Raw genomic sequence first — 24,929 nt, 5'->3', positions numbered from 1 at the left:
CCCCCGCCGGAGCTGCCGCCCCGAACGGGACCACCCACAGGGGCGACGACGCGGCAGCGCGGCAACGCCACCGGTGCACCGCCGGTGACCGGCCGGTCCGGCCACACCGGTACGGACCGTCAGGAACGAGGAGATCGATGGGCGACTACGCCAAGGCGCTCGGGGGCAAGCTCCGGGCGATCAGGCAGCAACAGGGGCTCTCCCTGCACGGCGTCGAGCAGAAGTCGGGCGGACGCTGGAAGGCGGTCGTCGTGGGCTCCTACGAGCGCGGGGACCGTGCGGTCACCGTGCAGAAGCTGGCCGAGCTGGCCGACTTCTACGGCGTCCCGGTGGCCGAGCTGCTCCCCGAGGGCCGCATCCCCTCCGGCAGCGAGCCCGCGACGAAGATCGTGATCAACCTGGAGCGGCTGCAGCAGCTCCCCGCGGACAAGGTCGGGCCACTGGCCCGCTACGCCGCGGCCATCCAGAGCCAGCGCGGCGACTACAACGGCAAGGTGCTCTCGATCCGCGCCGAGGACCTGCGTTCGCTCGCGATCATCTACGACATGTCCCCCGGCGAGCTGACCGACCAGCTCATCGACTGGGGAGTGCTACCACCCGAGGCGCGTCCCGGGCAGCACGTGGGATGATCTGATCCACCGGCCGCGTCCCAGGGGAAGGGTGACGCGACCGGTCGGGCGGTGGCCGGGGTCTGCACAGTCCCCCGGCCACCGCCCTTCGTGCGTTCAGGCCCTGGTCAGAGGGTCGCGCGCAGGTGCTCGGCGATGTCGGAGATCTGTCCGAGCACCCCGTTGACGTAGCGCGGGGAGTCGTCGGTCGACAGCGTCCGGGCCAGCTCGACGGCTTCGGTGATCGCGACCGGGTCGTCGACGTCGTCGACCCACAGCAGCTCGTAGATCCCGAGCCGCAGCAGGCCGCGGTCGACCGCGGGCATCCGGTCGACGTCCCAGCCCTCGGCGTGCTCGGCGATCAGCTGGTCGATCCGGTCCCGGTGGGTGGCGACGCCCTCGACGAGCCGCGCCGCGTAGTCCTGCACGGGCGGCGCGTCGTCGGTCTCGCGGCGCGCGGTGAGCACGGACAGTGCGTCCTCACCACGTGCCTCGGCCTCGAAGAGGATGTCCAGTGCCCGTTTACGGGCCTTGGTGCGTGCGCGCACCTCAGCTCACGCGGCCGAGGTAACGACCGTCCCGGGTGTCGACCTTGACCTTGGTGCCGCTCTCCAGGAACAGCGGCACCTGGATCTCGGCGCCGGTCTCCAGGGTCGCGGGCTTGGTGCCGCCGGTGGAGCGGTCACCCTGCAGGCCCGGGTCGGTGTGGGAGATGACGAGTTCGACCGAGGTCGGGAGCTCGATGAACAGCGGCTCCCCCTCGTGCAGCGACACCTGGGCGGAGGCGTTCTCCAGCAGGTAGCGCGCGGCGTCGCCGACGGCCTTCTCCGGGATCGGGATCTGGTCGAAGGTGTCGCCGTCCATGAAGACGAAGTCGGTGCCCTCGCGGTACAGGTAGGTCATGTCGCGGCGGTCCACCGTCGCGGTGTCGACCTTGGTGCCCGCGTTGAAGGTCCGGTCCACGACCTTCCCGGACATCACGTTCTTCAACGTGGTGCGAACGAACGCACCGCCCTTGCCGGGCTTGACGTGCTGGAACGCCGTCACGGTCCACAGCTGGCCCTCGATGTTCAGGACCAGGCCGTTCTTCAGGTCGTTCGTGGTCGCCACGTGCGCGCTCTCCTGCTCGGATCTCGGATTCGTGCGTCGGTCAGGGTACCGCCACCCGGTTCACCGGCCCGCCCGAGGGGCGGGCGACCTGCCAGGATGGGCGCCATGACGGTGCGGGTGGTGGTGGCCGACGACCAGGCGGTGGTGCGGGCGGGGCTGCGGACGGTGCTGGCGGCGGCGCCGGACATCGACGTCGTCGGGGAGGCCGGGGACGGCGCGGAGGCCGCCGAGCTGGCCGAGACCCTGCGCCCGGACGTCGTGCTGATGGACGTCCGGATGCCCGGCACCGACGGCATCGAGGGGACCCGGCGGATCCGCGCGCTGCGCGACCCCGGCATCCGTGTGCTGGTGGTGACGACGTTCGACCTGGACCGCCACGTCTACGACGCGCTGCGGGCCGGCGCGTCCGGCTTCGTGCTGAAGGACGTCGAGCCGGAGGACCTGCAGGTCGCGGTCCGCACCGTGCACGCCGGGCACGAGCTGTTCGCGCCGTCGGTCACCCGCAGGCTCGTCGGCTCGTTCGTCCCGGCCGACCCGCCCGCCCCGGCCGGGCCCGCGGCCGGGCTGACCGAGCGGGAGCGGGAGGTGCTCGGGCTGGTCGCCGCCGGGCTGTCCAACGCCGAGATCGCCGACCGGCTGGTGCTGGGCGGCACGACGGTCAAGACCCACGTCTCGAACCTGCTCACCAAGCTGGGGCTGCGCGACCGGGTGCAGCTGGTGGTGTTCGCCTACGAGCACGGGCTGGTGGGAGCGGCCGGTGCCGACGGCTGAGCCCGGCCCGGACGCCCCCGCTCCCGCGCCGCTGCCCGGCACCCGCGCCGGGGACGTCGCGCTGGCGGTGCTGGCGCTGATCCTGGTCGCCCAGGAGCTGGTCACCGCCCTGGTCATGGAGATCCCCGGCTACGCCCACCGGCTCGCCCCGCCGCTGTCCGTGGCGCTGGCGGCGGTGCTCAGCCTGGCGATGGCCGCCACCGTGCTGCTGCGCCGCCACCGGCCGCGGCGCGCCTACCTGGTCCTCGCCGTGCTCGCGGCCCCGGCGATGGCGTTGCTCGGCGGGTTCGCGGCGCTGCTGTGGCCGCTGCTGGCGTTCTCCGTCGCGCGGGCTCCGCAGCGCGGACCGGTCGGCGCGGCGGCGTGGGTGACGCTGCCCTGGCTCGGTGCGCTCGGCCTGGCCGGGCTGCTGCGCGTCCCGGTGTCGCCGGATCCGGCGACCGAGGCGGGGATGCTCGTCGGCGGCTCGGTGGTGGTGGCGCCGCTGCTGGTGATCGCCGCCGTCGCAGGGCGCTGGAGCCGGTCCGCCGCGCTGCGCGCCGACCGGGAACGCGCCGAGACCGACCGGCTGCGGCACGGCACCGCGCTGGACGCCGAGCGGTCCCGGATCGCCGAGGAGATCGGCGGCGGGGTGCTCAGCGGTCTGCGCGGCCTGGTCGCCCAGGCCGGGGCGCTGGGCCCCGACGCGACCGAGGCCGACCTGCGGGCCGTGCGGGAGCGGGCCCGGTCGGTGCTGGCCGCGATGCGCCGGGTCCTGGGTGTGCTCCGCGCGCCCGCCGCCGCCGAGCCGGGTCCCGTCGCCGCCGCGGTGCCGGTGCCCGCCGCACCGCAGCGGCGGCGGCTGCCGGTACCCGACCGGGCCGGGCTGTGGGCGCTCGTCGCGTTCGTGGTCCCGGCACTGCTGATGGGGGCGCTGGTCGCCCCGGTGGCCGGCGTGGACACCGGGCAGCCGGTCGTCGACGGGTTCCTGCGCATGCTGGCGCTGCCGTGGCGGAACCCGGCCGCGGCGGTCGTCGTGGTGGCGCAGTTCGCACTCGTCGCCTGGTGGCGGACCGCGCCGGTGCCGGCGCTGCTGCTGGCCGGGGCCGGGTCGATGGCCGCAGGCCTGCTCGACGGCTCGAACGTGTTCGCCGAGTCGGCCTGGGTGCTGCTGGTCTGGGGCGCCGCGACGACGGCGCCGGTCGTGACGTCCGCGGTGGCCGTGGTGGTGTCGACGCTCGTCGTCGTCGCCGGTGGTGTCCTGACGGGGGTCTGGGACCGGCTCGGCTACCCGGAGTCGGTGGTGGTGCTGAACTTCCTGGCCGTGGTGCCGCTGTGGGCGGCCGGGGTCGCGGTCCGCCACCACCGGCTCGACACCGCGGCCCGGCGGCGCGCGCTCGCCGAGGCGGGCGTGCGCGACGCGCTCACCCGCGAACGCCTGCGGGTGGCCCGCGACCTGCACGACGTCGTCGCCCACCACGTCTCCGCGGTGGCGGTGCAGGCCGGGGCCGCGCGGCTCGCCGCCGACCCGGCGGCGCGCGCCGAGGCGCTCGGGCACATCGCCGACTCGGTCCGCCGGGTCGCCGAGGCGCTGCCCGCGCTGGCCGACCTGGGTCCGGACCCGGACGGCGCGGACCTGTCCCCGGCCGCGCTGGAGGCACTGGTCGCGCCGTCGCGGTCGGCGGGGCTGCCGGTCGCGGTGACGGTCGAGGGCTCTCCGGCGGCGGCGCCCGGCGAGGCCGAGCTGTTCGCGCGGCGCATCGTCACCGAGGCCCTGACCAACACCCTGCGCCACGCCGGGCCCACCCCCACCCGGGTGCGGGTCACCCACGGCGGCGCCGACGAACCCGTCGTCGTGGAGGTCGACGACGACGGCCCGGTGCCCGGTCACCGGCCCGACGGCACCGGCTCCGGCCTGGGCCTGCTCGGCATGCGGGAGCGGGTCGCGCTGCTCGGCGGCGACCTGTACACCGGCCCCGGCGACGGTCCGGGGTGGACGGTCCGCGCGGTGCTGCCCCGCGGCCCGCTCGTCCGCGAGGACGACCCCGCCGCGTCGCCGATCTCGTCCTGCGCGCCGATCCGCGAGGGGGCACCCGGCTCGTAGCGTCGGTCCCCACGAGCGGGGAGGGACCGATGACAGCACAGCAGCAGCTCCGGGCCGGGCCGGTGACCGGCACCGGCGCGACGCTCGAGATCGACGCGCTGACCAAGCGCTACGGCGGCACCGTCGCCCTGGACGGGGTGAGCTTCGACGTCCGCCCGGGCGAGATCTTCGGCTTCGTCGGCTCCAACGGCGCCGGCAAGACGACGACGATGCGGATCGCCCTCGGGGTGCTGGCGGCGGACTCCGGGCAGGTCCGCCTCGGCGGGCGCCCGGTCGACCTCGACGTGCGCCGCACGATCGGCTACATGCCCGAGGAGCGCGGGCTGTACCCGAAGATGAAGGTCGGCGAGCAGCTCACCTACCTGGCCGAGCTGCACGGCGTCGACCGGGCCGCGGCGCGCCGGGCGGTCCTGCGCTGGGCCGAGCAGCTCGGCGTCGACCACCGGCTCGGTGACACCGTCGACGCGCTCAGCCTGGGCAACCAGCAGCGCGTGCAGCTGGCCGCCGCGCTCGTGCACGACCCGGCGGTGCTGGTGCTCGACGAGCCGTTCTCCGGGCTGGACCCGGTCGCCGTCGACGTGATGAGCGAGGTGCTGCGGGAGAAGGCCCGCGCCGGGGTGCCGGTGCTGTTCTCCAGCCACCAGCTCGACCTGGTGCAGCGACTGTGCGACCGGGTCGGGATCCTCGTGGCCGGCCGGATGCGGACCGTCGGCACCGTCGGCGAGGTGCGCCGCGGTGGCGGCACCCGGCTGGAGGTCCACGCCCCCGCCGCCGCGCCGGGCTGGGCGCAGGGACTGCCCGGGGTCACCGTGCTCGCCCACGACCGCGGCCGCACCGTCCTGGCGCTCGGCGACGGCGCCGACGACCAGCGGGTCCTCGCCGCGGCGCTCGCCACCGGGCCGGTGCGCGGCTTCACCCTCACCACGCCGTCGCTGACCGATCTGTACCGGGAGGTCGTCGCATGACCGGGTCCGCCACCCTGCCCGCGCACCGCGCGGTCGCGCTCGTCGCGCGTCGCGAGTTCCGGGTGCAGGTGCACAAGCGCAGCTTCTGGATCAGCAACGCGATCATGGTGCTGGTCATCGTCGGCGGCATGGTCGCCTACGCGGTGTTCGGCTCCGGCGGCGACGACCGGCCCACCGTCGGGGTGGCCGGGGACGCCGCCCTCGCCGCGGCGGTCACGACCGCCGGGGAGCGGCTCGGCCTGCCCGTCGAGGTCCGGGAGGTGCCGTCCGCGGCCGCCGGGCGCGACGCCGTCGCCGCCGGGGACCTCGACGTCGCCCTGACCGCGGGCGGCCCGGCGGGCGCGGTCGCCGTCGTCGACTCCGAGGTGCCGGCGGCGACCCGCGCGGTGCTCGACGCCGCGCTCGCCGACCGGGCCACCGCGGCCGCGCTGGCGACGGTGGGCCTCACGCCGGCCGAGCTGGCCGCCGCGACCCCGCCCGCCGGGCTCACCGTCGACGCGCTCGACCCCGCCGACCCCGAGGCCGGGCAGCGCACCGCGCTGTCGTTCGTCGTGCTGATCGTGATGTTCATGCAGATCGTGGGCTTCGGCCTCACCGTCGCCATGGGCGTGGTCGAGGAGAAGTCCAGCCGCGTGGTGGAGCTGCTGCTGTCGACGATCCGCCCGCTGCACCTGCTGTGGGGCAAGGTGCTGGGGATCGGCGCGGTCGGGCTGGTGCAGCTGCTGCTCTACGGCGTCGTCGGCATCGGCGCCGGGATCGCCACCGGGCTGCTGACGATCACCGGCACCGCGCTCGGGGTGTTCGGCGCCGCGCTGGGCTGGTTCGTCCTCGGCTACGCGTTCTTCGCGGTGCTCTACGCCGCGGCCGGGTCACTGGTGTCGCGCCAGGAGGACGTCAACACCACCACCGGGCCGCTGATGATGCTGCTGTTCGCGATGTACGGCGTCTCGTTCTGGTTCCTGGGCTCGCCGGACTCCGCGGTGCTCGGCGTGCTGTCGTGGATCCCGCCGTTCCCGGCGATGCTGATGCCGCTGATGATCGCCGACGGGGCGGCGACCGCCTGGCACGTCGCCGGATCGGCCCTGGTCATGCTGGTGGCGCTGGTCCTGCTGGCGAAGGCGGGCGCCCGGGTCTACGAGCGGTCGGTGCTGCGGATCGGGGCGACCGTGCCGTGGCGGGAGGCGCTCAGATCTCGATGAGCCCGCGGGGCAGCCCGGTCAGCGGCACGGCCGGGCCGCCCGCGACGACGTGCAGGGTGTCCTCGATCCGGACCCCGCCCCGTCCGTCGAGGTAGACGCCCGGCTCGACGGTCACGACGTTGCCGGCGTCGATCCGCCCGGTGGCGGTGAGCCCCAGCCACGGCGGCTCGTGCACCGCGAGCCCGACCCCGTGACCGAGTCCGTGCGGGAACCGGTCGCCGTGCCCGGCGGCGGTGATCACGTCCCGGGCGGCCGCGTCGACGGCGGTCACCGACGCCCCGTCGACGAGGGCGGCCCGCCCGGCCGCGGCGGCGGCGTCGACCAGGGCGTGCAGCTCACGCTGCCAGTCCGCGGCCGGGCCCAGGCAGAACGTGCGCGTGGTGTCGGAGTGGTAGCCGTCCAGCGCCGCACCGAAGTCGATCTTGACGAGGTCGCCGCGACGCAGCTCGGCGCCGGTGGGGCGGTGGTGCGGCACCGCGGAGTGCGGGCCCGCGGCGAGGATGGTGTCGAAGGCGGGGCCGTCGGCGCCCAGGCGGCGCATCCGGTCGTCGAGGTCGAGCGCGACCTCGGCCTCGGTGCGCCCGGGGTGCAGGCCGCCGTCGTCGAGCAGGGCGCGCAGCGCGGTGTCGGCCAGCGCGCAGGCCGCGGCGATCCGCTCGACCTCGCCGGCGTCCTTGACCGCGCGCAGCCGCCCGGCCAGGCCGGGGGCGCGACGCAGCCTGCGGCCGGGGACGGCGTCGCGGACCGCGGCCAGCCCGTCGACGGTCAGGGTCGCCGAGTCGTAGCCGAGGGTCAGCCCGGCGGGGACCCGGGCCGCGGCGGCAGGCGCGCTCGGCCGGTCGACGAGGACCTCCAGGTCGGGGCACTGCTCCGCGGCCTGGACACGGTAGCGCCCGTCGGTGCAGAGCAGGTCCTCGCCCGGGTCGGCGGCGACCACCGCGGCGGCGTTGGAGCCGGTGAACCCGGTGAGGTGCCGGACGTCGAGCAGGTCGGTGACCAGCAGCGCGTCCAGTCCGGCGGCGGGGAGCAGGGCGCGCAGGGTGTCGCGCCGGGCGGGGTGGGACATGGTCCGAACCCTATGTCTAGGGTCACGGCCATGGGTCTCTACTTCCGCCAGCTGCTGTCGGGCCAGGACTACGCCGTGGGTGACCCGGTGGCCACCCAGATGGTCAACTTCTCGTACCTGATCGGCGACGACGAGACCCGCGAGGCCGTCGTCGTGGACCCGGCCTACTCCCCCGACGAGCTGCTCGCGACCCTCGACGCCGACGGCATGCGCCTGACCGGGGTGCTGGCCACGCACCACCACCCCGACCACGTCGGCGGCACGATGATGGGCTTCGACCTCGTCGGCGTCGCGCAGCTGGTCGGGTCGCACCCGGTGCCGATCCACGTGCAGCGCGCCGAGGCCGACTACGTGACGCGGGTGACCGGGCTGTCGGCGACCGACCTGACCCCGCACGACCACGACGACGTCGTCGAGGTGGGGAACGTCGCGATCCGGCTGCTGCACACCCCCGGCCACACCCCGGGAAGCCAGTGCTTCCTGGTGCCCGGCCCGGACGGCGACCGGCTCGTCGCCGGGGACACGCTGTTCCTGCAGGGCTGCGGGCGCACCGACTTCCCGGGCGGCGACACCGCGCAGATGTACCACTCGCTGCAGCAGCTGGCAGCGCTGAAGGGCAACCCGACGGTCTACCCGGGGCACCGGTACTCGCCGGCGTCGAACGCCCCGCTCGACGACGTGCGGGCCACCAACACCGTCTACCGGGCGACCTCGGCCGAGCAGTTCGTGGCCGCGTTCGGGTCATGACGGCCGGACCGTGACGGCCGGGTCGTGACCCCGGCCGCGGTGGTGCTCGTCGAGGGGGCCGGCGACGCCGCGGTGCTCGAGACCCTCGCGCGACGTCGCGGCACCCCGCCCGGCGACGTGGCGATCGTCGTCCTGCACGGCTACACCGACCTGGGAACCGCCCTGGCGGCCCTCGCCCCGGCCGCCCCGGACCGGGTCGCCGTGCTGTGCGACGCCGGGGCCGCGGCGTACTGCCGCCGGGCCGCCGGGGCGGCGGTGCCGGTCCGGGTGTGCGACGCCGACCTGGAGGACGAGCTGCTGCGCGCGCTCGGCACCGCGCGGGTGCACGCCGTCCTCGACGCCTGCGGCGAGCTCGCCGCGCTGCACGCCCTGGCCCGTCAGCCCGGCCGCCGCGGCCGCGGCGACGACGAGAACCTGCGCCGGTTCCTCTCGGCGCGCTCCGGGCGCAAGGCCCGCTACGGCGCGCTGTTCGCCGCCGAGCTGGACCTGCGGGCGCTACCGGACCCGCTGCGCCGGGTCCTCGACGACGTCGGTCTCCGACCGGGGTGCGGGGTCGGTCCCGTCGGTCGCGATCCACGCCGCGGAGAACACCAGCAGCCGCGACAGCAGGAACAGGAAGAACAGCGTCGCGAGCACGGTGCCGAACACGGCCCCGCCCGCGGTGTCGGACACGACGCCGACGACGAGCGCGACCCCGAGCTTGAGCAGCTCCAGCGCGACCGCGCCGACGGCGGCGGGGCGCACGACCCGGCCCGGCGGGACCGGCCGGCGCGGCAGCCGGGCCAGCACGAAGCAGAACACGGCCCAGTCCAGGACCAGCACCACGACGGCGCCGAGCACCCGTAGCGCGACCCGGCCGCCGAGCGCGTCGCGGACGCCGACCAGCTCCAGGGTGAACCCGGCCAGCCCGGTCACGGCGAACGTCACCACCACCGAGGCGAGGACGGCCGCGCCGAGCACGCCCAGCGCGCCCAGGTCCCACAGGACCCGGCGCGGCGAGACGATCCGCTCGGCGGGCAGCCGGAACTGCGCCGACAGCGCCTCCCGCAGGTACGACGTCCACGTCGACCCGGCCCACAGCACCCCGAGCGCACCGATCCCGACGAGCGACCCGCTGCGGTCGGCGGCGGCCTCCACCGCGGGGGCGACGGCGCCGGTCAGCCCGGCCGGGAACGCCGCCTCGACGGCGAGGACCAGGTCGTCGCGGGTGGTGGTGCGCCAGAACACGAGCAGCCCGAGGGCGAAGAACAGGACGAGCAGCAGCGGCACCGCCGCGATCACGGTGTAGAACGCGACCGCGGCGGACAGGTGGTTGCCGCGCTGGTGGCGGTAGCGGTCGGCGGCCCGGCGGGCGTGCCCCGCCAGAGGCGACCGGGCGGGGAGCTCCCGGAGCCGTCGCAGGCCGTCCCGCATCACGTCGCGCACCCGGTCATCCTCTCCCACGGTCCCCACCGCGATCCGCGCCGGAACGCCGGTGCCGCGGGGGGACCTTCGCCCCGGTCGCGGCTCCGGCGCGGGTGGGATCGTTCCCCGCCACAACCCCTCCACCCGGACGGAGCGCGACCATGGTCGACGCGAGTGACGGAACAGGACGGGCGCCCACCGCCGAGGACGCCACGTCACACGGGGTCCGCGGACTCGTCGTGCTCCGCGGTGTCCTGGTCCTGCTGTTCGGGCTGGCCGTGCTGGTGACCCCTGGCCTGGCCCTGCTGGTGCTGATCTACGTCTTCGCCGCGTACGCGCTGGTCGACGGCGTCGTCGCGGTCGTGCTCGGGATCCGGCACCGGGGCGAGCGCCCCGGCTGGGGCTGGGCCGTCGCGCAGGGCGTGGTGTCGGTCGTCGCCGGTCTGGCGGCCTTCGCGCTGCCCGGTACCGCGGCGCTGTTCTTCCTCTACGTGGTCGCGTTCTGGGCGATCGTCGCCGGAGTCGTCACCGCGGTCTCGGCCAACGAGGTCCGCAGGCACGGCGGGCCGTGGGGGTGGATCGCCGGACGGGCCGTTCTCGACGTGCTGTTCGGAGTACTGCTGCTGCTGTGGCCCGCGTCCGGGATCCTCGCGATGCTGTGGCTGGTCGGGACGTTCGCCCTGGCCGCAGGGGTGCTGCTGCTCGTGCAGGCCGTCGGGTCGCGTACCCACCCCGCCCTCGGCTGAGGTGTGGCTACCGCGGTCTCAGCCGGAGATCGCGGCGTACGCGGTCTCCAGCAGCGCCGGGTCCGGGCCCTCCAGCCGCCCCGGCTCGGCGAGGCCGTCGAGCACGACGAAGCGCAGCGTCCCGGCCCGGGACTTCTTGTCCCCGCGCATGGTCTCGGTCAGCTCGTCGAGCACGCCGGGCTCGTAGCGCGTCGGCAGCCCGACCAGCTCCAGCACCTCGCGGTGCAGGTCGGCGGTGGCGTCGTCGAGCCGCCCCGCGGCGCGGGCCAGCTCGGCGGCGAACACCAGGCCGACCGCGACGGCGTTGCCGTGCCGCCACCGGTAGCGCTCGCGGCGCTCCACGGCGTGGCCGAGGGTGTGGCCGTAGTTGAGGATCTCCCGCAGGTGCGACTCGCGCAGGTCCGCCCCGACGACGTCGGCCTTCACCCGGATCGCGCGGCGCACCAGCTCGCCGAGCACCGGCCCGGCCGGGTCCAGCGCGGCCGCCGGGTCGGCGCGGACGCGGTCGAGGATGACCGGGTCGGCGATGAACCCGGCCTTCCACACCTCCGCGGACCCGGCGACGAGCTCGGGACGCGGCAGCGTGCGCAGCGTGTCGAGGTCGACGAGCACCGCGGACGGCTCGTGGAAGGCGCCCACCAGGTTCTTCCCGGCGGCGGTGTTGATGCCGGTCTTCCCGCCGACGGCGGCGTCGACCATCGCGAGCAGCGTGGTCGGGACGTGCACGACCCGCACCCCGCGCATCCAGGTCGCGGCGACGAACCCCGCCAGGTCGGTGACCGCTCCCCCGCCGAACCCGACGACCACGTCGGCCCGGGTCAGCGCGGCACCGGCACAGGCGTCCCAGCAGTCGGCCAGCGAGGCCAGGGACTTGCCGTCCTCGGCGTCGGGCACCTCGTGGGTGAACGCGGCCAGCCCGGCGGCCTCCAGCTCGGCGCGGGCGGCACCGGCGCGGTCGGCGAGCGTCGGCGGGTGCAGCACGAGAACCCGGCCCGCCCCGGTGCCGGCGACGACCTCGGCCAGCCGCGCGGCCACCCCGGCGCCGACGAGCACCGGATAGGGCTGCTCGGTGCGGACGTCGATGCGGACCGAGCCGTCGGATTCGGTGGTGCCGGAGGTGTCGGGCAGCGTGCCGGACGGGGTGGACGTCATCGGGCCTCCGCCCGCTCGGTGCCGGCCCCGTCCTGCGGCGAGCCGAAGCCGGGCGCCGGCAGTGTCGAGTCCTGGCGCGGGGTGGGCCGGTCGAACGGGTCGGCGGCGTCCGGTGAGGCCTCGGGCAGCGCGGACGGGCCGTGCCCGAGCTCGGCCAGCACGGCGGCGACGACCTGGTTGGGGCTGCGGCGCACCGTCGTGACCGCCACGGTGGCGACCTCGGCGTAGAGCGGGGCCCGCTCGGCGAGCAGCGCCCGGAACGTCGCCCGCGGGTTCACCCCGGCCAGCAGCGGGCGCGCGGTGGACATCCCGGTGCGGCGCATCCCGTCGGCGAGGTCCACCTCGAGGGCGACGACGCGGTGCCCCGCGAGCAGTGCGCGGGTCTCGGCGGCCAGCACGGAGCCGCCGCCGAGGGCGAGGACGCCGTGCCCGGCGCGCAGCTCCTCGGCGACGACCTCGCGCTCCAGCGCGCGGAACGCGGCCTCGCCCTCCTGCACGAACATCTCCGCGATCGGCTTGCCGATGCGGGCGACGATCGCGGCGTCGGTGTCGGCGAAGTTCAGCCCGAGCCGCTGCGCGAGCAGCGAGCCGACCGTGCTCTTGCCGGACCCGGGCGGGCCGACGAGCACCACCCAGGGGCGGCCCTCGGCGTCGGGGGCCGGGGTGGGGGCCGGCGCGGTCACCGCTGCCCCGCCAGGTAGGAGGCCAGGTTGCGGCGGGTCTCGTCGAGCGAGTCGCCGCCGAACTTCTCCAGTGCGGCCTGGGCCAGCACCAGCGCCACCATCGTCTCGACGACGACCCCGGCACGCGGCACGGCGCAGGCGTCGGAGCGCTGGTGGATGGCGGTGGCCTCCTCGCCGGTGGTGGTGTCGATGGTGCGCAGCGCCCGGGGGACGGTGGAGATGGGCTTCATCGCGACCCGGACCCGGACCGGCTCACCGTTGGTCATGCCGCCCTCGATGCCGCCGGCCCGGTTGGTGAGCCGGGTGACCGGCACGGTGCCCGCCGGCCCCTGCCCGGGGGAACCGGCGGGGACCATCTCGTCGTGAGCGACGGATCCGCGGCGGTGTGCGGTGCGGAAGCCGTCGCCGATCTCGACGCCCTTCATCGCCTGGATGCCCATCAGTGCGGCGGCGAGCCGTGCGTCGAGCCGGCGGTCGGCCTGCACGTAGGTGCCGACGCCGACCGGCATCCCGTAGGCGATGACCTCGATGACCCCGCCGAGGGTGTCGCCCGCCTCGTGCGCGGCGTCGATCTCGGCGGCCATCGCGGCGCCGGTGGCGTCGGTGAAGGCGCGCACCGGGTTGGCGTCGATGCGGTCGAGGTCGGCGGGGCCGGGCAGCGGCTCGTCGTCCGGGGCGTCGACGGCGCCGATGCCCACGACGTGGGACACGATCGTCACGCCGAGGGCCTGCTGCAGGAACGCCTTGGCGACGGTGCCGAGCACGACGCGGGCGGCGGTCTCGCGTGCGCTGGCGCGTTCCAGGACCGGGCGGGCCTCGTCGAAGCCGTACTTGGTCATGCCGGCGAGGTCGGCGTGGCCGGGACGGGGCCGGGTCAGCGGCGCGTTGCGGGCGCGGTGCGCGATCAGCTCCGGGTCCACCGGGTCGGCGGCCATCACCGTCTCCCACTTGGGCCACTCGGTGTTGGCGATGCGGACCGCGACCGGCCCGCCCTGCGTGAGGCCGTGCCGCAGGCCACCGATGACCTCCAGCTCGTCGGCCTCGAACGCCATCCGCGGGCTGCGGCCGTAGCCGAGCTTGCGGCGGGCCAGCTCGGCCTGCAGCTCCTTGGTGGTGACCGAGACCCCGGCGACCATGCCCTCCAGCACGCCCACCAGGGCCGGACCGTGGGACTCCCCGGCGGTGATCCATCGCAGCACGGCGACCATCCTCTCACCCGGGGATCCGGGCCCCCGACAGCACCACGACCGCGGGCACCACGACCGCCAGTGCCGCACCGAGCAGGACCGGGCCGTGCGGCAGCCTGCTCCCCCACCCGGCCCGCCCGGCCCCGACCGCGACGAGCGCCACCGCCGCCGAGACGACCGCGGCCAGCACCGCGACCACCGGCAGCACCGTCCATCCCGCACCGGCGGCCGCGGCGCCCACCGGGCCGGCGAGCTTCACGTCGCCGCCGCCCATCGCCCGTGGCGAGACCAGGTGCACCACCAGGTAGGCGCCGCCGAGCAGCACCGCCCCGGCCAGGCCGCGCCCCACCGCGGCACCCCCGGCCGGGACGAGCGCCGCGGGCACCAGCGCGAGCGCGGGCAGGGTGAGCGCGTTCGGCAGCCGCCGCACCAGCACGTCGGTCGCGGATCCCGCCACGGCCAGCCAGGACAGCACCGCGAGCAGCGCCGTCCACCGCGGGTCGAGCAGCCCCGACACGACCAGCCCCGCCGTCGCCGCCCCGGACAGCGCCAGCCCCGCCTCGCACCACCCGGCCGGCACCGGTGCGCCGCGCGGCAGCCGGGCCAGCCAGCGCCGGGTCGCGACGCCGGCACCCCCGCCGAGGACGGCGGCGACGAGGACGGTGGCGGTGGCGGTGGCGGCGAGGTCCATGCCTCGATCCTGGGGCGGGCCGGGCCGTCCGGACCGACGGGTTGCCCGCCTGTGGACAGCCCGCCGGGCGCGGGCAGGATGACCGGAATGGGTTCCAGTGCGCCGCAGGGTGACCGACGGGCCGGAGCGGTGGTCCGCGCCGAGGTCGACCACGGTGTCGCCGAGCTGGTGCAGGACGCGGCGCGGCCGTCGTCGTGGACGTTGCTGCTCGACGGGACCGCCCAGTCCCACGTCGACCTCGACGACCCCGAGCACCTCGAGTTCGAGTACGTCCGCCGGATCGCCCATCTCGTCGACCTCGCCGCGCCGCCCGCGGTGCCGCTGCGGGTGCTGCACCTGGGCGGCGGGGCGTGGACGCTGGCCCGCTACGTCGCCGCGACCCGCCCCGGGTCGGCCCAGACCGTCGTCGAGCTCGACGGTGAGCTGGCCGCCCTGGTCGCGCACCGGCTGCCCGGACCGGGGGTCGCCGACGGGCTGGCCGTGGTGACCGGGGAGGCGCGCGCCACCCTGGGGCGGTTCGCGCCGGCGTCGTTCGACGTCGTGGTGGTCGACGTGTTCGCCGGGGCCCGCACCCCGGCCCAGGTCACAACGGCGGAGTTCCTCACCGCCGTCCGGCGGGTGCTCGCGCCGACCGGGATGCACGTGGCGAACCTCGGCGACGGCGCCCCCTGGCCGTTCCTGCCCGGTCAGATCGCGACGGCCGGGGCGGCGTTCGCCGAGCTCGCCCTCCTCGCCGCCCCGGACGTGCTGCACGGGCGCCGGTTCGGCAACCTCGTGCTGGCCGCGTCGGACCGGGGGCTGCCGGTGCCCGGGGTGACCCGCCGGGCGGCCGGGGACCCGTTCCCGGCCCGGGTCCTCGACGACGCCGACACCCGCGCCCTCGGGCGCGGCGCGGGTGTCGTCACCGACGCGTGCGCCGCACCCTCGCCCCGGCCGCCGGAGGGCTTCTGGGGGCAGTGACCCGCGGTCAGACCAGGGACGGGTCGACCAGGACCTTCATCTTCCGGCCCGCGTGCAGCGCCTCGAAGCCCTCCTCGACGACGTCGCGCATGGCGATCTTCTCCATCCAGCCGGTGGTGTCGTAGTGGCCGCCCGCCATCAGCTCGATCACCGCCCGGTAGTCCTCGTGGGTGTAGCAGAGCGAGCCCTGGATGCGGGACTCACCGAGGACCAGGTCGAGCAGCGGGGTCACCAGCGGCGTCTCGTAGATCGCGACGCTGACCATCGGGCGGCCCGCGCCCAGCGAGTCCAGCGCGGTCGCGACGGCCGGGGCCACCCCCGCGGCGTCGTAGCAGGCGTCGGCGCCGCGGCCGTCGGTCGCCTCCGCCACGATCGCCGGCACGTCCTGGGCGGTGGGGTCGAGGGTGTGCGCGCCGAGCCGCTCGATCGCGCCGCGCCGGGTCGCCGACGGCTCGACGACGCGGACGTCCTCCACGCCCGTGCCGCGCAGCGCGAACCACAGGCCGATCCCGATCGGTCCGGCGCCGAACACCAGCGCGGTGTCGCCCGGGTTCACCCGCCGAGCTTCGCCGCGTGGTAGGCCACGGCCATCGGCTCGACGAGGGCGCCCATCTCCAGCGACACGTTCTCCGGCAGCGGGTGCAGCATGTGCGCGGGGACGACGGTCGTCTCGGCCATGCCGCCGTCGGCCATCAGCCCGTGGAAGCCGATCTGCGCGCACACGTTGTAGCGGCCCTCGGAGCAGCGTGAGCACGTCCCGCAGGTGTAGAGCGGCATCACCGCGACCCGGTCGCCCTCGGTGACGCCCTCGACCCCCGACCCGATCTCGACGACGGTCCCGGAGAACTCGTGGCCGAGGGTCAGCGGCAGCTCGCGGCCGGTCAGCGGGTGCTTCTCCCCGTTCGGGATGAAGATCGGGCCCGCGTAGTACTCGTGCAGGTCCGACCCGCAGATGCCGTTGAACCCGACCCTGAGCCGGACCTCGCCGGGACCCACCTCTCCCTCGGGCACGTCGGTGATGTCGAGGTTCCCGGGTCCCCGGTAGACGACCGCACGCATCGCTGGATCCTCTCGCCTGACGTCGTTGTCGCGTCCCGGTCTACCGGCGCGCAGTGAGCGGCGTCACGGGTTGGGCCCAGGTTGCATGCACGCCCGGTGATGGGTCAGAACGCTCCGGCGGCGCGGGCGCGGTCGACGTTACCGAGGTGCTCGGGGTAGGTCGTGGCGAAGCAGGAGGCGCCCTCGGTGGTGCAGCGGACGAAGAACAGCCACGGGCCCGCGGCCGGGGACTCCGCGGCCGACAGCGCCGCGGTGGACACCGAGGCGACGGGCGTCGGCGGCAGCCCGGTGGTGAGGTAGGTGTTGTACGGCCCGGGGGTGCCGCGCGCCTCGGCCGTGGTGCGCAGCGCCTGCACGTCGAGCGGGTAGTTGACGGTGGAGTCCATCTCCAGGCGCTGGTTCACCGCGAGCCGGTTCTCGATCACCCGGGCCACCTTCGGCATGTCGGGGACGAGCGCCTCCTTCTCCACGACGGAGGCGAGGACGAGGGTGCGGTAGGCGTTCTCCCCGCCCAGCCCGGCGGCCTCCAGCCTGGTCGCCGACGCGGTGAGCACCTGGCGCAGCACCTGCTCCGGTGTGCCGCGCGGGTCCAGGTCGTACGGGCCGGGGGCGACCAGGCCCTCCATCCGGCGCTCGGGGGCGGCCGCCCGGTAGCCCGCGCGGGCCCACCCGGGGACGGCGATCGCGGCCGGGTCGGCGTCGGCCATCGCGGCGCGCAGCGCGTCGACGTCGGTGCAGCGGGCGTCCCCGTCCGCGGTACCGAGGCAGGTGGCGCGGGAGATCTGGGACAGCACGCCCGGGGAGACCGTGCCGTCCGGGGCGCGGGTGTCGTCGAGCTGAACACCGCCCTTGACGTCGAAGAACCCGACGCGCCGGTCCGGGTCGAGCAGCCCCTCCACCGCGGAGTCACCGGACATCTGCGAGCGGAGCTCGTAGTAGCCGGGCTGGACCCGCTGGATGTCGGGCTCCTCGGCGGCGGCCTCGACGAACGCGGCCCGGGACTTCACCACGTCCAGCCCGACCAGGGTCTCCCCGATCGCGCTGGTGGTGTCGCCGGACTCGATGCGCACCACGACCGACCCGCTGCCGGAGCCGGCGTAGTCGTCGGCGCCGCGCAGGTACAGGCCGACGGCGACGAGCACCGCGCCGGCCAGTAGCGCCGACCCCAGCAGGGCGAGCCGCCGCCGCCGGAAGTGCTCCGGGGTCGGACGGTGCCGCACGGGCCCCGCGGTCACACTCACATCGGGCCCCGGGACGTCACGTCGTTCTCGCCGGCGCCGGTCACGGGCTCGAGGGTATCCGCCGCGGGCCCGGCCCGTGGTCACCCCCGGTCACGGTGATCAGGTTCCGCGGGTGGTATCCAGCCAGCCCTGCAGGATGGCCACCGCGGCCTGCTGGTCGATGACCGCACGCTGCCTGCGGCCGCGCACGCCGCGCCCGGCCAGCTGCCGGGTCGCGACGACGGTCGTCATCCGCTCGTCGGTCAGCTCGACCGGGACCGCGCAGCCGGCCGTGGCGAGCCCCGCCTCCAGCGCGGCGGCGAACTCCCGGGCGGCGACGGCGGCCGGGCCGTCCTCGCCGCGCAGGTTCCGGGGCAGCCCGAGCACGACGCCGACGACGTCGTGCTCGGCCACCAGCGCGGCGATCCGGCGCACGTCGGCGCCACCCTCGGCGTCGCGGGGCACGGTCTCGACCGGGGTCGCGAGGATCCCGTCCGGGTCGCACATCGCGACCCCGACGCGGACGGCGCCGACGTCGATGCCCAGGCGCCGCCCGCGGGTGGGGGTCACGGACGCAGCGCGGCGCGCAGCTTCTGCACCGCGGCGTCGATCCCGGCCGGGTCCGTGCCACCGCCCTGGGCGAGGTCGGGCTTGCCGCCGCCGCGCCCGCCGACGGCCGCGGCGAACTCCCCGATCAGCTTCCCGGCGGCGATCCCCTTGTCCCGGGCCGCCTTCGTGGTGGCGACGACGAAGGACACCTTCTCCCCGTCGACGCCGAACAGCACGACCACGCCGGGCCGGTCGCCCAGCTTGCCGCGCACGTCGGCGGCGAGGGTCCGCAGGTCGTTGCCCCCGACGCCGTCCGGCGCGGTGACGGCGACCAGGGCGGTCCCGTCGAGGTCCTCGGCCTGCTGGGCGAGCGCCCCGGCCGAGGCCAGGACGGCGTCGGCGCGGTGCTTCTCCAGGTCGCGCTCGGCCGTCCGCAGCCGCTCGACGATCCCGTTGATCCGCTCCGGCAGCTCCTCCGGGCGGGCCTTGAGCTGGTCGGCGAGCTGGTTGACCAGCAGGTGCTCGGTGGTGGCGTGCTTGAACGCGTCCAGCCCCACCAGCGCCTCGACGCGGCGCACCCCGGAGCCGATGGAGGCCTCGGACAGCACCCGGACCAGGCCGAGCTCGCCGGTGCGCCCGACGTGGGTGCCGCCGCACAGCTCGCGCGAGTAGTCCCCCATGTCGACGACGCGCACCCGGTCGCCGTACTTCTCGCCGAACAGCATCATCGCGCCGAGCGAGCGGGCCTCGTCGATGGAGGTCTCGTAGGTCTGGACCTCCCGGTCGGACTGCAGGACCGCGTTCACCTCCTCCTCGATCTCGACGAGCGCCGCGGGCGGAACGGCCCCGGTCGGCGAGGTGAAGTCGAACCGCAGCCGGCCCGGGGCGTTGAGCGACCCGGCCTGCGCGGCGGCGCTGCCCAGCGCGCCGCGGACCCCGGCGTGCACGAGGTGGGTGGCGGTGTGCGCCCGCGAGATCGCCGACCGGCGGGTGCGGTCGACCTCGGCGACGACCTCGGCGTCGAGGGTCACGGTGCCGGCGGTGACGACGCCGCGGTGCACCCGCAGCCCGGCCACCGGGGACTGGACGTCGTCCACCCGGACCTCGAAGGACGCTCCGCGCAGCACGCCGGTGTCGGCCTGCTGGCCGCCGGCCTCGGCGTAGAACGGGGTGCGGTCGAGCAGCACCTCGACCTGCTCGCCCTCGTGGGCGGCGGGCACGGTGGCGCCGTCGCGCAGCAGCCCGACGACCCGGGACTCCGACTGCAGCGTCTGGTAGCCGAGGAAGTCGGTGGCGCCGTGGGTGTCGAGCACCGCCCGGTAGACCGAGGCGTCCACGAAGCCGACCTTGCGCCCGGCGGCGTCGGCCTTGGCCCGGGACCGCTGCTCGTCCATCAGCGCGGTGAAGCGCTCCCGGTCGACGGTGAGCCCGGCCTCGGCGGCCATCTCCAGCGTCAGGTCGATCGGGAAGCCGTAGGTGTCGTGCAGCGCGAACGCCTGGTCGCCGGGCAGGGTGTCGCTGCCGGCGGAACGGGCGCGGGACACCGCGCCCTCGAAGATCCGCTCGCCGGCGGTCAGCGTGGCGCGGAAGGTGTCCTCCTCGGCCCGGATGACCGCGGAGATCCGCTCGAAGTCGGTCGCGAGCTCGGGGTAGGTCGGCGCCATGGTGTCGCGGACGACGGCGGCGAACTCGCCCAGGCACGGCCCGGTGACGCCGAGCAGCCGGGCGGAGCGCACGATGCGGCGCAGCAGCCGGCGCAGCACGTAGCCGCGGCCCTCGTTGCCGGGGGTGACGCCGTCGCCGACGATCATCAGCGACGAGCGGGCGTGGTCGGCGATGACGCGGAAGCGCACGTCGTCGATCTCGCCCTCCGGGCCACCCGCGCCGTAGCGCTTCCCGGACAGCTCCTCTGCCTTGGCGATGACCGGGCGGACGAGGTCGGTCTCGTAGACGTTGTTGACGCCCTGGAGCAGGAACGCGACCCGCTCGACACCCATCCCGGTGTCGATGTTCTTGTGCGGCAGGGTGCCGATCGGCGGGTGCCCCTTCTTCGGCGACAGCGCGCCGCGCTCGTCCTGCATGAAGACGAGGTTCCAGATCTCGAGGTAGCGGTCCTCGTCGGCCTCGGGGCCGCCCTCGGCGCCGAACTCCGGGCCGCGGTCGACGTAGATCTCCGAGCAGGGGCCACCGGGGCCGGGGACGCCCATGTCCCAGTAGTTGTCGTCGCCACCGCGGCGCTGGATGCGCTCCTCGGGCAGGCCGGCGATCTCCTTCCAGAGCGCGATGGCCTCGTCGTCGTCGTGGTAGACGGTGACCCAGATGATCTCGGGGTCGAAGCCGTAGCCGCCCTCGTCCTGGCTGCGGGTGATCAGCGACCAGGCGAACTCGATGGCGCCGCGCTTGAAGTAGTCGCCGAAGGAGAAGTTCCCGGCCATCTGGAAGAACGTGGTGTGCCGGGTGGTCTTGCCGACCTCGTCGATGTCCGGGGTGCGGACGCACTTCTGGATCGACGTCGCGCGCGGGTAGGGCGCGGGGACGTCGCCGAGGAAGTACGGCTTGAACTGCACCATGCCCGCGTTGACGAACAGCAGCTGCGGGTCCTCGAGGATCAGCGAGGCGCTGGGGACGGGCGTGTGCCCGTTGCTCTCGAAGTGGGCGGTGAAACGACGGACGATCTCGTGGGTCTGCACCGGTGGGTCTCTCGTGACGGGTACGGCTGGCGACGGGTCGGCGACGGGGCGGGCGCCCTGCGCCCGCGCCACACCGTAGGCCGCGCGGCGTGGGGACGCCGCGGGAGGCCGGTCGTGCCAGGTTACCGGCACCCGCAGGAGGGAACGGCCGGTGCCGGTGCGCGCCCGAGCGCACCGGCACCGGCCGTCTGCGGGTCCCGCCGTGCTCCCGGTCCGGGGGGTCGACCGGAGGCCGGCGGTTCCGCCGTCACGCCCCGGTCAGACCGCGACCGGCAGCGGGGCGTCGAGGTGGGTCCGCGGCGCGGGGACGAGGACCCGGGGGGCGCGGACGGGGGTCCGCGGGGCGGGGACGGCGACGACCCGGACGCCCGCCCGGCGGGACGCACGGTCCTCGAGCTCGCGGCGCAGCCGCTGCAGCGCGCGGTGCTGGGCGACCCGGACCGCGCCGGGGGTGGAGCCGAGCGCGTCGGCGGTCTCCTCCGCGGTCAGCCCGACCGCGATGCGCAGCGTGAGGATCTCGACCTGGCGCGGGCCGAGCAGGCCCATGAGCTCGGACAGGCGGTCGTTGCGCTCGGCGTCGAGTACGACCTGCTCCGGGTCCTCCTCGCGGCTGAGCCGCTCGGGCAGCTCCTCGACGGCGTCGCAGCGGTTGCGGGCCATCGCCCGGAACGCGTCGGCGATCTTGTGCCGGGCGATGCCGAACACGAACGCCCGGAACGACATCCCCGAGGGCCGGTAGTCCGGGAGCACGGCGAGCACCGCCATGCAGACGTCCTGCGCGACGTCGTCGGCCGAGCCGAGGATCGTCTCGCGCCGGCCCAGCCGGGCCCGGCAGAAGCGCTCCACCTGCGGGTGCACCTTCGCCAGGAGCAGCGCGACCGCGCGCTCGTCGCCGGCGACGGCCGCGGCCAGCATCTCCGGCGGGAGCAGGTCCGCCGCCTGCCGGGAGTCGGCCTCCTCGGCGGTGTCCTCGGGTGCGGTCGCGATGGCCACGGGTCCGTCGTGCATCTGCCCAGCTCTCCTCAGTCGCGACCCGGGGGTCGCGTCAGGCGCCGGCACCGCCCGTCCGACCCAGGAGAGGTCGGGCGGTGCGACTGTCGCGCTGTTCTCCGCCGGTGGTGGTCGGCGCTGCCGGCAGGTCCGCTCGGCCGCGCCCCGGCCTGCGATCAACCCTTCCGGTGCACCCGTTCGGGGTCAATCAACATGCACAATTTGCGGTATAGGTGGACGGACAGTAGGGGCTCTGGTCCTCATAGGGGCAACCTCGGGCACGGACGGACGTCCAACCCTGTCGGAGGTGTGTCCTCCGCCTGCGGGCCGTGACCCGGGCGGAGCAGCGTCGTTGGGCCGGGTGTCACGCTCCGCTCGCCCGAAGGACCGCTCGTGCCTCTGCGTCGCCCGCACCGCCTCCTGCTCGCCGCTCTCGGCACCGTCGCGATCGGTGTGGGGGTGGCCGTGCCGGCGACCGCGGCCCCGGTGCTCCCCCCGGTCGCGGTCGGCGAGGACGCGGCCGCGGCGCTGGTACCCGCGGTGACCGAGGCGCTCGGGCCCGCGCTGGCCGGGACGTGGCTGGCCGACGGACGGCTGATGGTGGGCACCTGGGACGCCGCGACCGCCCCGCTGGTCACCGCGCTCGGCGCGACGCCGGTGGTGCGCGACGAGCCGCGCCGCGACCCGGCCGCGGTGCTGTCGGCGCTGGCCGGGCGCACCGCGACCGGGATGCCCGCCGGTCTGGACTCCTACGGCGTCGACCCCCGCACCGAGCAGGTCGTGCTGAGCGTCGTCGACGGGCCGGGCGCCGACGCGCTGGCCGTGGGCCTGACCGGTGGTCTCGACCCGTCCGCGGTGCGGGTGGAGCGGGTGGCGGCACCGGCGCACCGGCAGGCCGCGGTCGGCGGGGGCGACACCATCACCGACGGGACCCGTCGCTGCACGGCCGGGTTCGCCGCCTCCGACGGCAGCAGCGACTGGCTGATCACCGCCGGGCACTGCACCCGGGGCTCGTCGTCCTGGTACGCCACCGACGGCTCGACGATCGGCTCCGAGGTCGAGACCGCGGGCCGCGGGGTGGACGTCGGCGCGATCGCGGTCGACTCGGGCAGCGTGTCGGCGACGGTGTCGGGGATCCGGGTGGCCGGCAGCCGTCCGGCACCCGTCGGCTCCACGGTCTGCCTGTACGGGTCCACCAGCGGGCGGTCCTGCGGCACGGTCCAGCGCACCGACATGACGGTGAACTTCGAGGGCCAGAGCCAGTCCGGGCTGACCTCGGTGGCGGCATGCGCCCAGGAGGGCGACTCCGGCGCCCCCTACATCACCTCGTCCGGGCAGGCCCAGGGGGTGCACACCGGCGCGGGCGGCGAGGGCAACTGCACCAGCTACTTCACCCCGATCCGCACCGCGACCGGGGCGCTCGGGCTGACCCTGACCACCGGCTGAGCGCGCGGGCTCAGTCCCGGGTGCCGCGCACGACGCGGCGCAGCTTCGGCAGGCGCTCGGCGAGGACACGTTCGTGCCCGCGCCCGGACGGGGCGTAGTAGTCGACGCCGACGACGTCGTCGGGCGGGTACTGCTGGCGCAGGACGCCGTCGGGGTCGTCGTGCGGGTAGCGGTAGCCGACGGCGTTGCCGAGCTTCTGCGCGCCGGCGTAGTGGCCGTCGCGCAGGTGCGGCGGGACCCCACCGACCCTGCCGGAGCGGACGTCGGCCATCGCCGCGTCGATCGCGGTGATCACGGCGTTCGACTTCGGTGCGGTCGCCAGGTGCACGGTGACCTGGGCGAGCGCGATCCGCGCCTCCGGCATCCCGACGAGCTGCACGACCTGGGCGGCAGCGGTCGCGGCGGGCAGCGCGGTCGGGTCGGCCAGCCCGACGTCCTCCGAGGCGTGGATCATCAGCCGGCGCGCGATGAACCGGGCGTCCTCCCCCGCGACGAGCATCCGGGCCAGGTAGTGCAGGGCGGCGTCGGGGTCGGAGCCGCGGATGGACTTGATGAACGCGCTGATGACGTCGTAGTGCTGGTCGCCCGCGCGGTCGTAGCGCACGGCGACCTCGGTGACGGCCCGCTCGACGGCGGCGAGGTCGATCACCGGGTCGCCGCCCGCGCCGAGGACGCCGTCGGCGGCCGCCTCCAACGCGGTGAGCGCGCGGCGCCCGTCGCCCGCGGAGAGCCGGACCAGTGCCTGTTCGCCGTCCTCGGCGAGCTCGACGGTCGCGTTCAGGCCCCGCTCGGAGGTCACGGCGCGCCGGAGCAGGGTGCGCACGTCGTCCTCCCCGAGGGACTGCAGCTGCAGCACCAGTGAGCGGGACAGCAGCGGGGACACGACGGAGAACGACGGGTTCTCGGTGGTCGCGGCGACGAGCAGGACGAGCCGGTCCTCGACCGCGCCGAGCAGGGCGTCCTGCTGGGTGCGGGAGAAGCGGTGGACCTCGTCGATGAACAGCACCGTGGTGGTGCCGCTGCGGTCGCGACGCCGGCGGGCCTCCTCGATGACCGCCCGCAGCTCCTTCACCCCGGCCGAGAGCGCCGACAGGGCGACGAAGTGCCGCTCCGCTCCCCCGGCGCCGGCCATCAGCCGGGCGAGGGTGGTCTTGCCGGTGCCGGGCGGGCCGTAGAGCAGCACCGACGCCGCGGCGCCGCCGTCGAGCAGGCGGCGCAGCGGCGCGCCGGGCGTGAGCAGGTCGGCCTGGCCGACGACCTCGTCGAGGGTGCGCGGGCGCATCCGCGCGGCGAGCGGCGCGTCGGGACGGACGGCGTCGCCGTCACCGGTGTCGCGCCCGTCGCCCCCGGGGTCGATGTCGAACAGGCCGTCGGTGCTCATCCGTTCCAGCCTGCCAGGACACCGGGCCCGGGGGACGGACACCTCAGAGCGTGTTGTGAAACCTCGTGAGGTCAGCTCTCGAGGTCTTCTGCTAGGGGTCACGTCCGGCGGAGTGGTGTATGAGATCGACTCCGCGTGATCTTGGTTCGGGATTCTAGGCGGTTATTGCCTCGGTTGTCATGAGTGCCTCGCTGCCGGTCGGTGCGGCTTCGGTGGTGACGA

The 24,929-nt window shown here is 75.6% G+C and carries 24 protein-coding genes and 1 pseudogene; 9 read left to right on the top strand and 16 right to left on the bottom strand.

Going from position 1 to position 24,929, the window contains the following annotated elements; genetic code table 11:
• Positions 1-137: 137 nt before the first annotated feature.
• Positions 138-629, top strand: a complete 492-nt coding sequence (gene bldD, locus WHI96_RS03380; RefSeq protein WP_020625790.1) for a transcriptional regulator BldD — start codon at positions 138-140, stop codon at positions 627-629.
• Between the two features lie 107 nt (positions 630-736).
• Here bldD and nusB read toward each other — a convergent pair whose 3' ends face one another.
• Positions 737-1,156 (bottom strand): transcription antitermination factor NusB, encoded by a 420-nt coding sequence (gene nusB, locus WHI96_RS03375; protein ID WP_100877619.1) that lies wholly within the window; start codon positions 1,154-1,156, stop codon positions 737-739.
• Between the two features lies 1 nt (position 1,157).
• Positions 1,158-1,718, bottom strand: coding sequence for an elongation factor P (gene efp / locus WHI96_RS03370; protein WP_073574689.1), 561 nt, complete (start codon positions 1,716-1,718; stop codon positions 1,158-1,160).
• A gap of 105 nt (positions 1,719-1,823) precedes the next feature.
• On the opposite strand from efp, the gene WHI96_RS03365 reads away from it, so the two are divergent.
• The 4 genes from WHI96_RS03365 to WHI96_RS03350 are packed head-to-tail and all read left to right on the top strand — an operon-like array spanning position 1,824 to position 6,736.
• The gene (locus WHI96_RS03365; protein ID WP_073574688.1) at positions 1,824-2,489 is read left to right on the top strand and encodes a response regulator; all 666 of its coding nucleotides are present in this window, start codon (positions 1,824-1,826) and stop codon (positions 2,487-2,489) included.
• Entirely contained in the window at positions 2,476-4,572 is a 2,097-nt protein-coding gene (locus WHI96_RS03360; RefSeq protein ID WP_345646926.1) for a histidine kinase, read from the top strand. The genes WHI96_RS03365 and WHI96_RS03360 overlap by 14 nt, the downstream gene beginning before the upstream one ends.
• Positions 4,573-4,601: 29 nt before the next feature.
• The gene (locus WHI96_RS03355; protein WP_345646923.1) at positions 4,602-5,537 is read left to right on the top strand and encodes an ABC transporter ATP-binding protein; all 936 of its coding nucleotides are present in this window, start codon (positions 4,602-4,604) and stop codon (positions 5,535-5,537) included.
• Positions 5,534-6,736, top strand: coding sequence for an ABC transporter permease (locus tag WHI96_RS03350; RefSeq protein WP_345646920.1), 1,203 nt, complete (start codon positions 5,534-5,536; stop codon positions 6,734-6,736). The genes WHI96_RS03355 and WHI96_RS03350 overlap by 4 nt, the downstream gene beginning before the upstream one ends.
• On the opposite strand, the gene WHI96_RS03345 is transcribed toward WHI96_RS03350, so the two are convergent.
• On the bottom strand, positions 6,723-7,802 hold the full coding sequence (locus WHI96_RS03345) for a M24 family metallopeptidase (RefSeq protein WP_345646917.1): 1,080 nt from the start codon (positions 7,800-7,802) through the stop codon (positions 6,723-6,725). The two genes, WHI96_RS03350 and WHI96_RS03345, sit on opposite strands and share 14 nt — an antisense overlap.
• A gap of 30 nt (positions 7,803-7,832) precedes the next feature.
• Here WHI96_RS03345 and WHI96_RS03340 point away from each other — a divergent pair, with 30 nt between their 5' ends.
• The gene (locus WHI96_RS03340; RefSeq protein ID WP_345646914.1) at positions 7,833-8,549 is read left to right on the top strand and encodes an MBL fold metallo-hydrolase; all 717 of its coding nucleotides are present in this window, start codon (positions 7,833-7,835) and stop codon (positions 8,547-8,549) included.
• On the opposite strand, the gene WHI96_RS03335 is transcribed toward WHI96_RS03340, so the two are convergent.
• The gene (locus WHI96_RS03335; protein WP_345646911.1) at positions 8,544-8,915 is read right to left on the bottom strand and encodes a hypothetical protein; all 372 of its coding nucleotides are present in this window, start codon (positions 8,913-8,915) and stop codon (positions 8,544-8,546) included. The two genes, WHI96_RS03340 and WHI96_RS03335, sit on opposite strands and share 6 nt — an antisense overlap.
• A gap of 129 nt (positions 8,916-9,044) precedes the next feature.
• Positions 9,045-9,974 (bottom strand): YihY/virulence factor BrkB family protein, encoded by a 930-nt coding sequence (locus tag WHI96_RS03330; RefSeq protein ID WP_349302340.1) that lies wholly within the window; start codon positions 9,972-9,974, stop codon positions 9,045-9,047.
• A gap of 140 nt (positions 9,975-10,114) precedes the next feature.
• On the opposite strand from WHI96_RS03330, the gene WHI96_RS03325 reads away from it, so the two are divergent.
• A complete protein-coding gene (locus WHI96_RS03325) occupies positions 10,115-10,699 on the top strand; it encodes an HdeD family acid-resistance protein (protein WP_345646905.1) in 585 nt (194 codons plus the stop codon).
• An 18-nt stretch (positions 10,700-10,717) separates the two neighbouring features.
• Here the strand turns inward: WHI96_RS03325 and aroB are convergent, their stop codons facing one another.
• Genes aroB through WHI96_RS03305 form a run of 4 tightly spaced genes read right to left on the bottom strand, consistent with a single transcriptional unit; the run spans position 10,718 to position 14,412 of the window.
• Positions 10,718-11,851 carry a 3-dehydroquinate synthase gene (aroB, locus tag WHI96_RS03320; RefSeq protein WP_345646902.1) on the bottom strand — a complete coding sequence of 378 codons (1,134 nt, stop codon included), beginning with the start codon at positions 11,849-11,851 and terminating at the stop codon, positions 10,718-10,720.
• A complete protein-coding gene (locus WHI96_RS03315; RefSeq protein ID WP_307799306.1) occupies positions 11,848-12,534 on the bottom strand; it encodes a shikimate kinase in 687 nt (228 codons plus the stop codon). The genes aroB and WHI96_RS03315 overlap by 4 nt, the downstream gene beginning before the upstream one ends.
• Positions 12,531-13,733: a chorismate synthase gene (gene aroC, locus WHI96_RS03310; RefSeq protein ID WP_073575277.1), complete on the bottom strand. Its 1,203-nt coding sequence runs from the start codon at positions 13,731-13,733 to the stop codon at positions 12,531-12,533. Before aroC ends, WHI96_RS03315 begins: the two co-directional genes overlap by 4 nt.
• A gap of 13 nt (positions 13,734-13,746) precedes the next feature.
• Positions 13,747-14,412 (bottom strand): prepilin peptidase, encoded by a 666-nt coding sequence (locus WHI96_RS03305; RefSeq protein ID WP_345646897.1) that lies wholly within the window; start codon positions 14,410-14,412, stop codon positions 13,747-13,749.
• A gap of 87 nt (positions 14,413-14,499) precedes the next feature.
• Between WHI96_RS03305 and WHI96_RS03300 the strand changes: the two genes are divergently transcribed.
• Positions 14,500-15,372, top strand: coding sequence for a spermidine synthase (locus tag WHI96_RS03300; RefSeq protein ID WP_345646894.1), 873 nt, complete (start codon positions 14,500-14,502; stop codon positions 15,370-15,372).
• Between the two features lie 7 nt (positions 15,373-15,379).
• Here the strand turns inward: WHI96_RS03300 and WHI96_RS03295 are convergent, their stop codons facing one another.
• The 6 genes and pseudogenes from WHI96_RS03295 to shbA all read right to left on the bottom strand — a co-directional run.
• On the bottom strand, positions 15,380-15,928 hold the full coding sequence (locus WHI96_RS03295; RefSeq protein WP_345646891.1) for a zinc-binding dehydrogenase: 549 nt from the start codon (positions 15,926-15,928) through the stop codon (positions 15,380-15,382).
• Positions 15,925-16,431, bottom strand: a complete 507-nt coding sequence (locus tag WHI96_RS03290) for an alcohol dehydrogenase catalytic domain-containing protein (RefSeq protein ID WP_345646888.1) — start codon at positions 16,429-16,431, stop codon at positions 15,925-15,927. The genes WHI96_RS03295 and WHI96_RS03290 overlap by 4 nt, the downstream gene beginning before the upstream one ends.
• Positions 16,432-16,535: 104 nt before the next feature.
• Positions 16,536-17,651: an endolytic transglycosylase MltG gene (locus WHI96_RS03285; RefSeq protein ID WP_345646886.1), complete on the bottom strand. Its 1,116-nt coding sequence runs from the start codon at positions 17,649-17,651 to the stop codon at positions 16,536-16,538.
• 120 nt (positions 17,652-17,771) lie between these two features.
• Positions 17,772-18,221: a Holliday junction resolvase RuvX gene (gene ruvX / locus WHI96_RS03280; RefSeq protein ID WP_345646883.1), complete on the bottom strand. Its 450-nt coding sequence runs from the start codon at positions 18,219-18,221 to the stop codon at positions 17,772-17,774.
• Positions 18,218-20,890, bottom strand: a complete 2,673-nt coding sequence (gene alaS / locus WHI96_RS03275) for an alanine--tRNA ligase (protein ID WP_345646880.1) — start codon at positions 20,888-20,890, stop codon at positions 18,218-18,220. Before alaS ends, ruvX begins: the two co-directional genes overlap by 4 nt.
• A 393-nt stretch (positions 20,891-21,283) precedes the next feature.
• A pseudogene (gene shbA, locus WHI96_RS03270) lies at positions 21,284-21,805 on the bottom strand (RNA polymerase sigma factor ShbA); the annotation flags it as partial.
• A 468-nt stretch (positions 21,806-22,273) separates the two neighbouring features.
• Here shbA and WHI96_RS03265 point away from each other — a divergent pair.
• Positions 22,274-23,326 (top strand): S1 family peptidase, encoded by a 1,053-nt coding sequence (locus WHI96_RS03265; protein WP_345646873.1) that lies wholly within the window; start codon positions 22,274-22,276, stop codon positions 23,324-23,326.
• A gap of 10 nt (positions 23,327-23,336) precedes the next feature.
• Here the strand turns inward: WHI96_RS03265 and WHI96_RS03260 are convergent, their stop codons facing one another.
• Positions 23,337-24,707 (bottom strand): replication-associated recombination protein A, encoded by a 1,371-nt coding sequence (locus WHI96_RS03260; protein ID WP_345646870.1) that lies wholly within the window; start codon positions 24,705-24,707, stop codon positions 23,337-23,339.
• Positions 24,708-24,929 lie beyond the last annotated feature (222 nt).

This window comes from Pseudonocardia tropica, assembly GCF_040105315.1.
Lineage (GTDB): Bacteria > Actinomycetota > Actinomycetes > Mycobacteriales > Pseudonocardiaceae > Pseudonocardia > Pseudonocardia alni.
The sequence above is the reverse complement of the archived record's forward strand: the minus strand, read 5'-3'. Positions and strand labels throughout refer to the sequence as shown.

Bases quoted from the DNA above. Each gene is read 5' to 3' on its own strand.
- WHI96_RS03355 (WP_345646923.1), top strand. From the start codon at position 4,602: ATGACAGCACAGCAGCAGCTCCGGGCCGGGCCGGTGACCGGCACCGGC.
- aroB (WP_345646902.1), bottom strand. From the start codon at position 11,851: ATGACGTCCACCCCGTCCGGCACGCTGCCCGACACCTCCGGCACCACC.
- WHI96_RS03300 (WP_345646894.1), top strand. From the start codon at position 14,500: ATGGGTTCCAGTGCGCCGCAGGGTGACCGACGGGCCGGAGCGGTGGTC.
- WHI96_RS03290 (WP_345646888.1), bottom strand. From the start codon at position 16,431: ATGCGTGCGGTCGTCTACCGGGGACCCGGGAACCTCGACATCACCGAC.
- WHI96_RS03260 (WP_345646870.1), bottom strand. From the start codon at position 24,707: ATGAGCACCGACGGCCTGTTCGACATCGACCCCGGGGGCGACGGGCGC.
- WHI96_RS03340 (WP_345646914.1), top strand. From the start codon at position 7,833: ATGGGTCTCTACTTCCGCCAGCTGCTGTCGGGCCAGGACTACGCCGTG.
- WHI96_RS03325 (WP_345646905.1), top strand. From the start codon at position 10,115: ATGGTCGACGCGAGTGACGGAACAGGACGGGCGCCCACCGCCGAGGAC.
- WHI96_RS03305 (WP_345646897.1), bottom strand. From the start codon at position 14,412: ATGGACCTCGCCGCCACCGCCACCGCCACCGTCCTCGTCGCCGCCGTC.
- WHI96_RS03365 (WP_073574688.1), top strand. From the start codon at position 1,824: ATGACGGTGCGGGTGGTGGTGGCCGACGACCAGGCGGTGGTGCGGGCG.
- bldD (WP_020625790.1), top strand. From the start codon at position 138: ATGGGCGACTACGCCAAGGCGCTCGGGGGCAAGCTCCGGGCGATCAGG.
- WHI96_RS03350 (WP_345646920.1), top strand. From the start codon at position 5,534: ATGACCGGGTCCGCCACCCTGCCCGCGCACCGCGCGGTCGCGCTCGTC.
- WHI96_RS03345 (WP_345646917.1), bottom strand. From the start codon at position 7,802: ATGTCCCACCCCGCCCGGCGCGACACCCTGCGCGCCCTGCTCCCCGCC.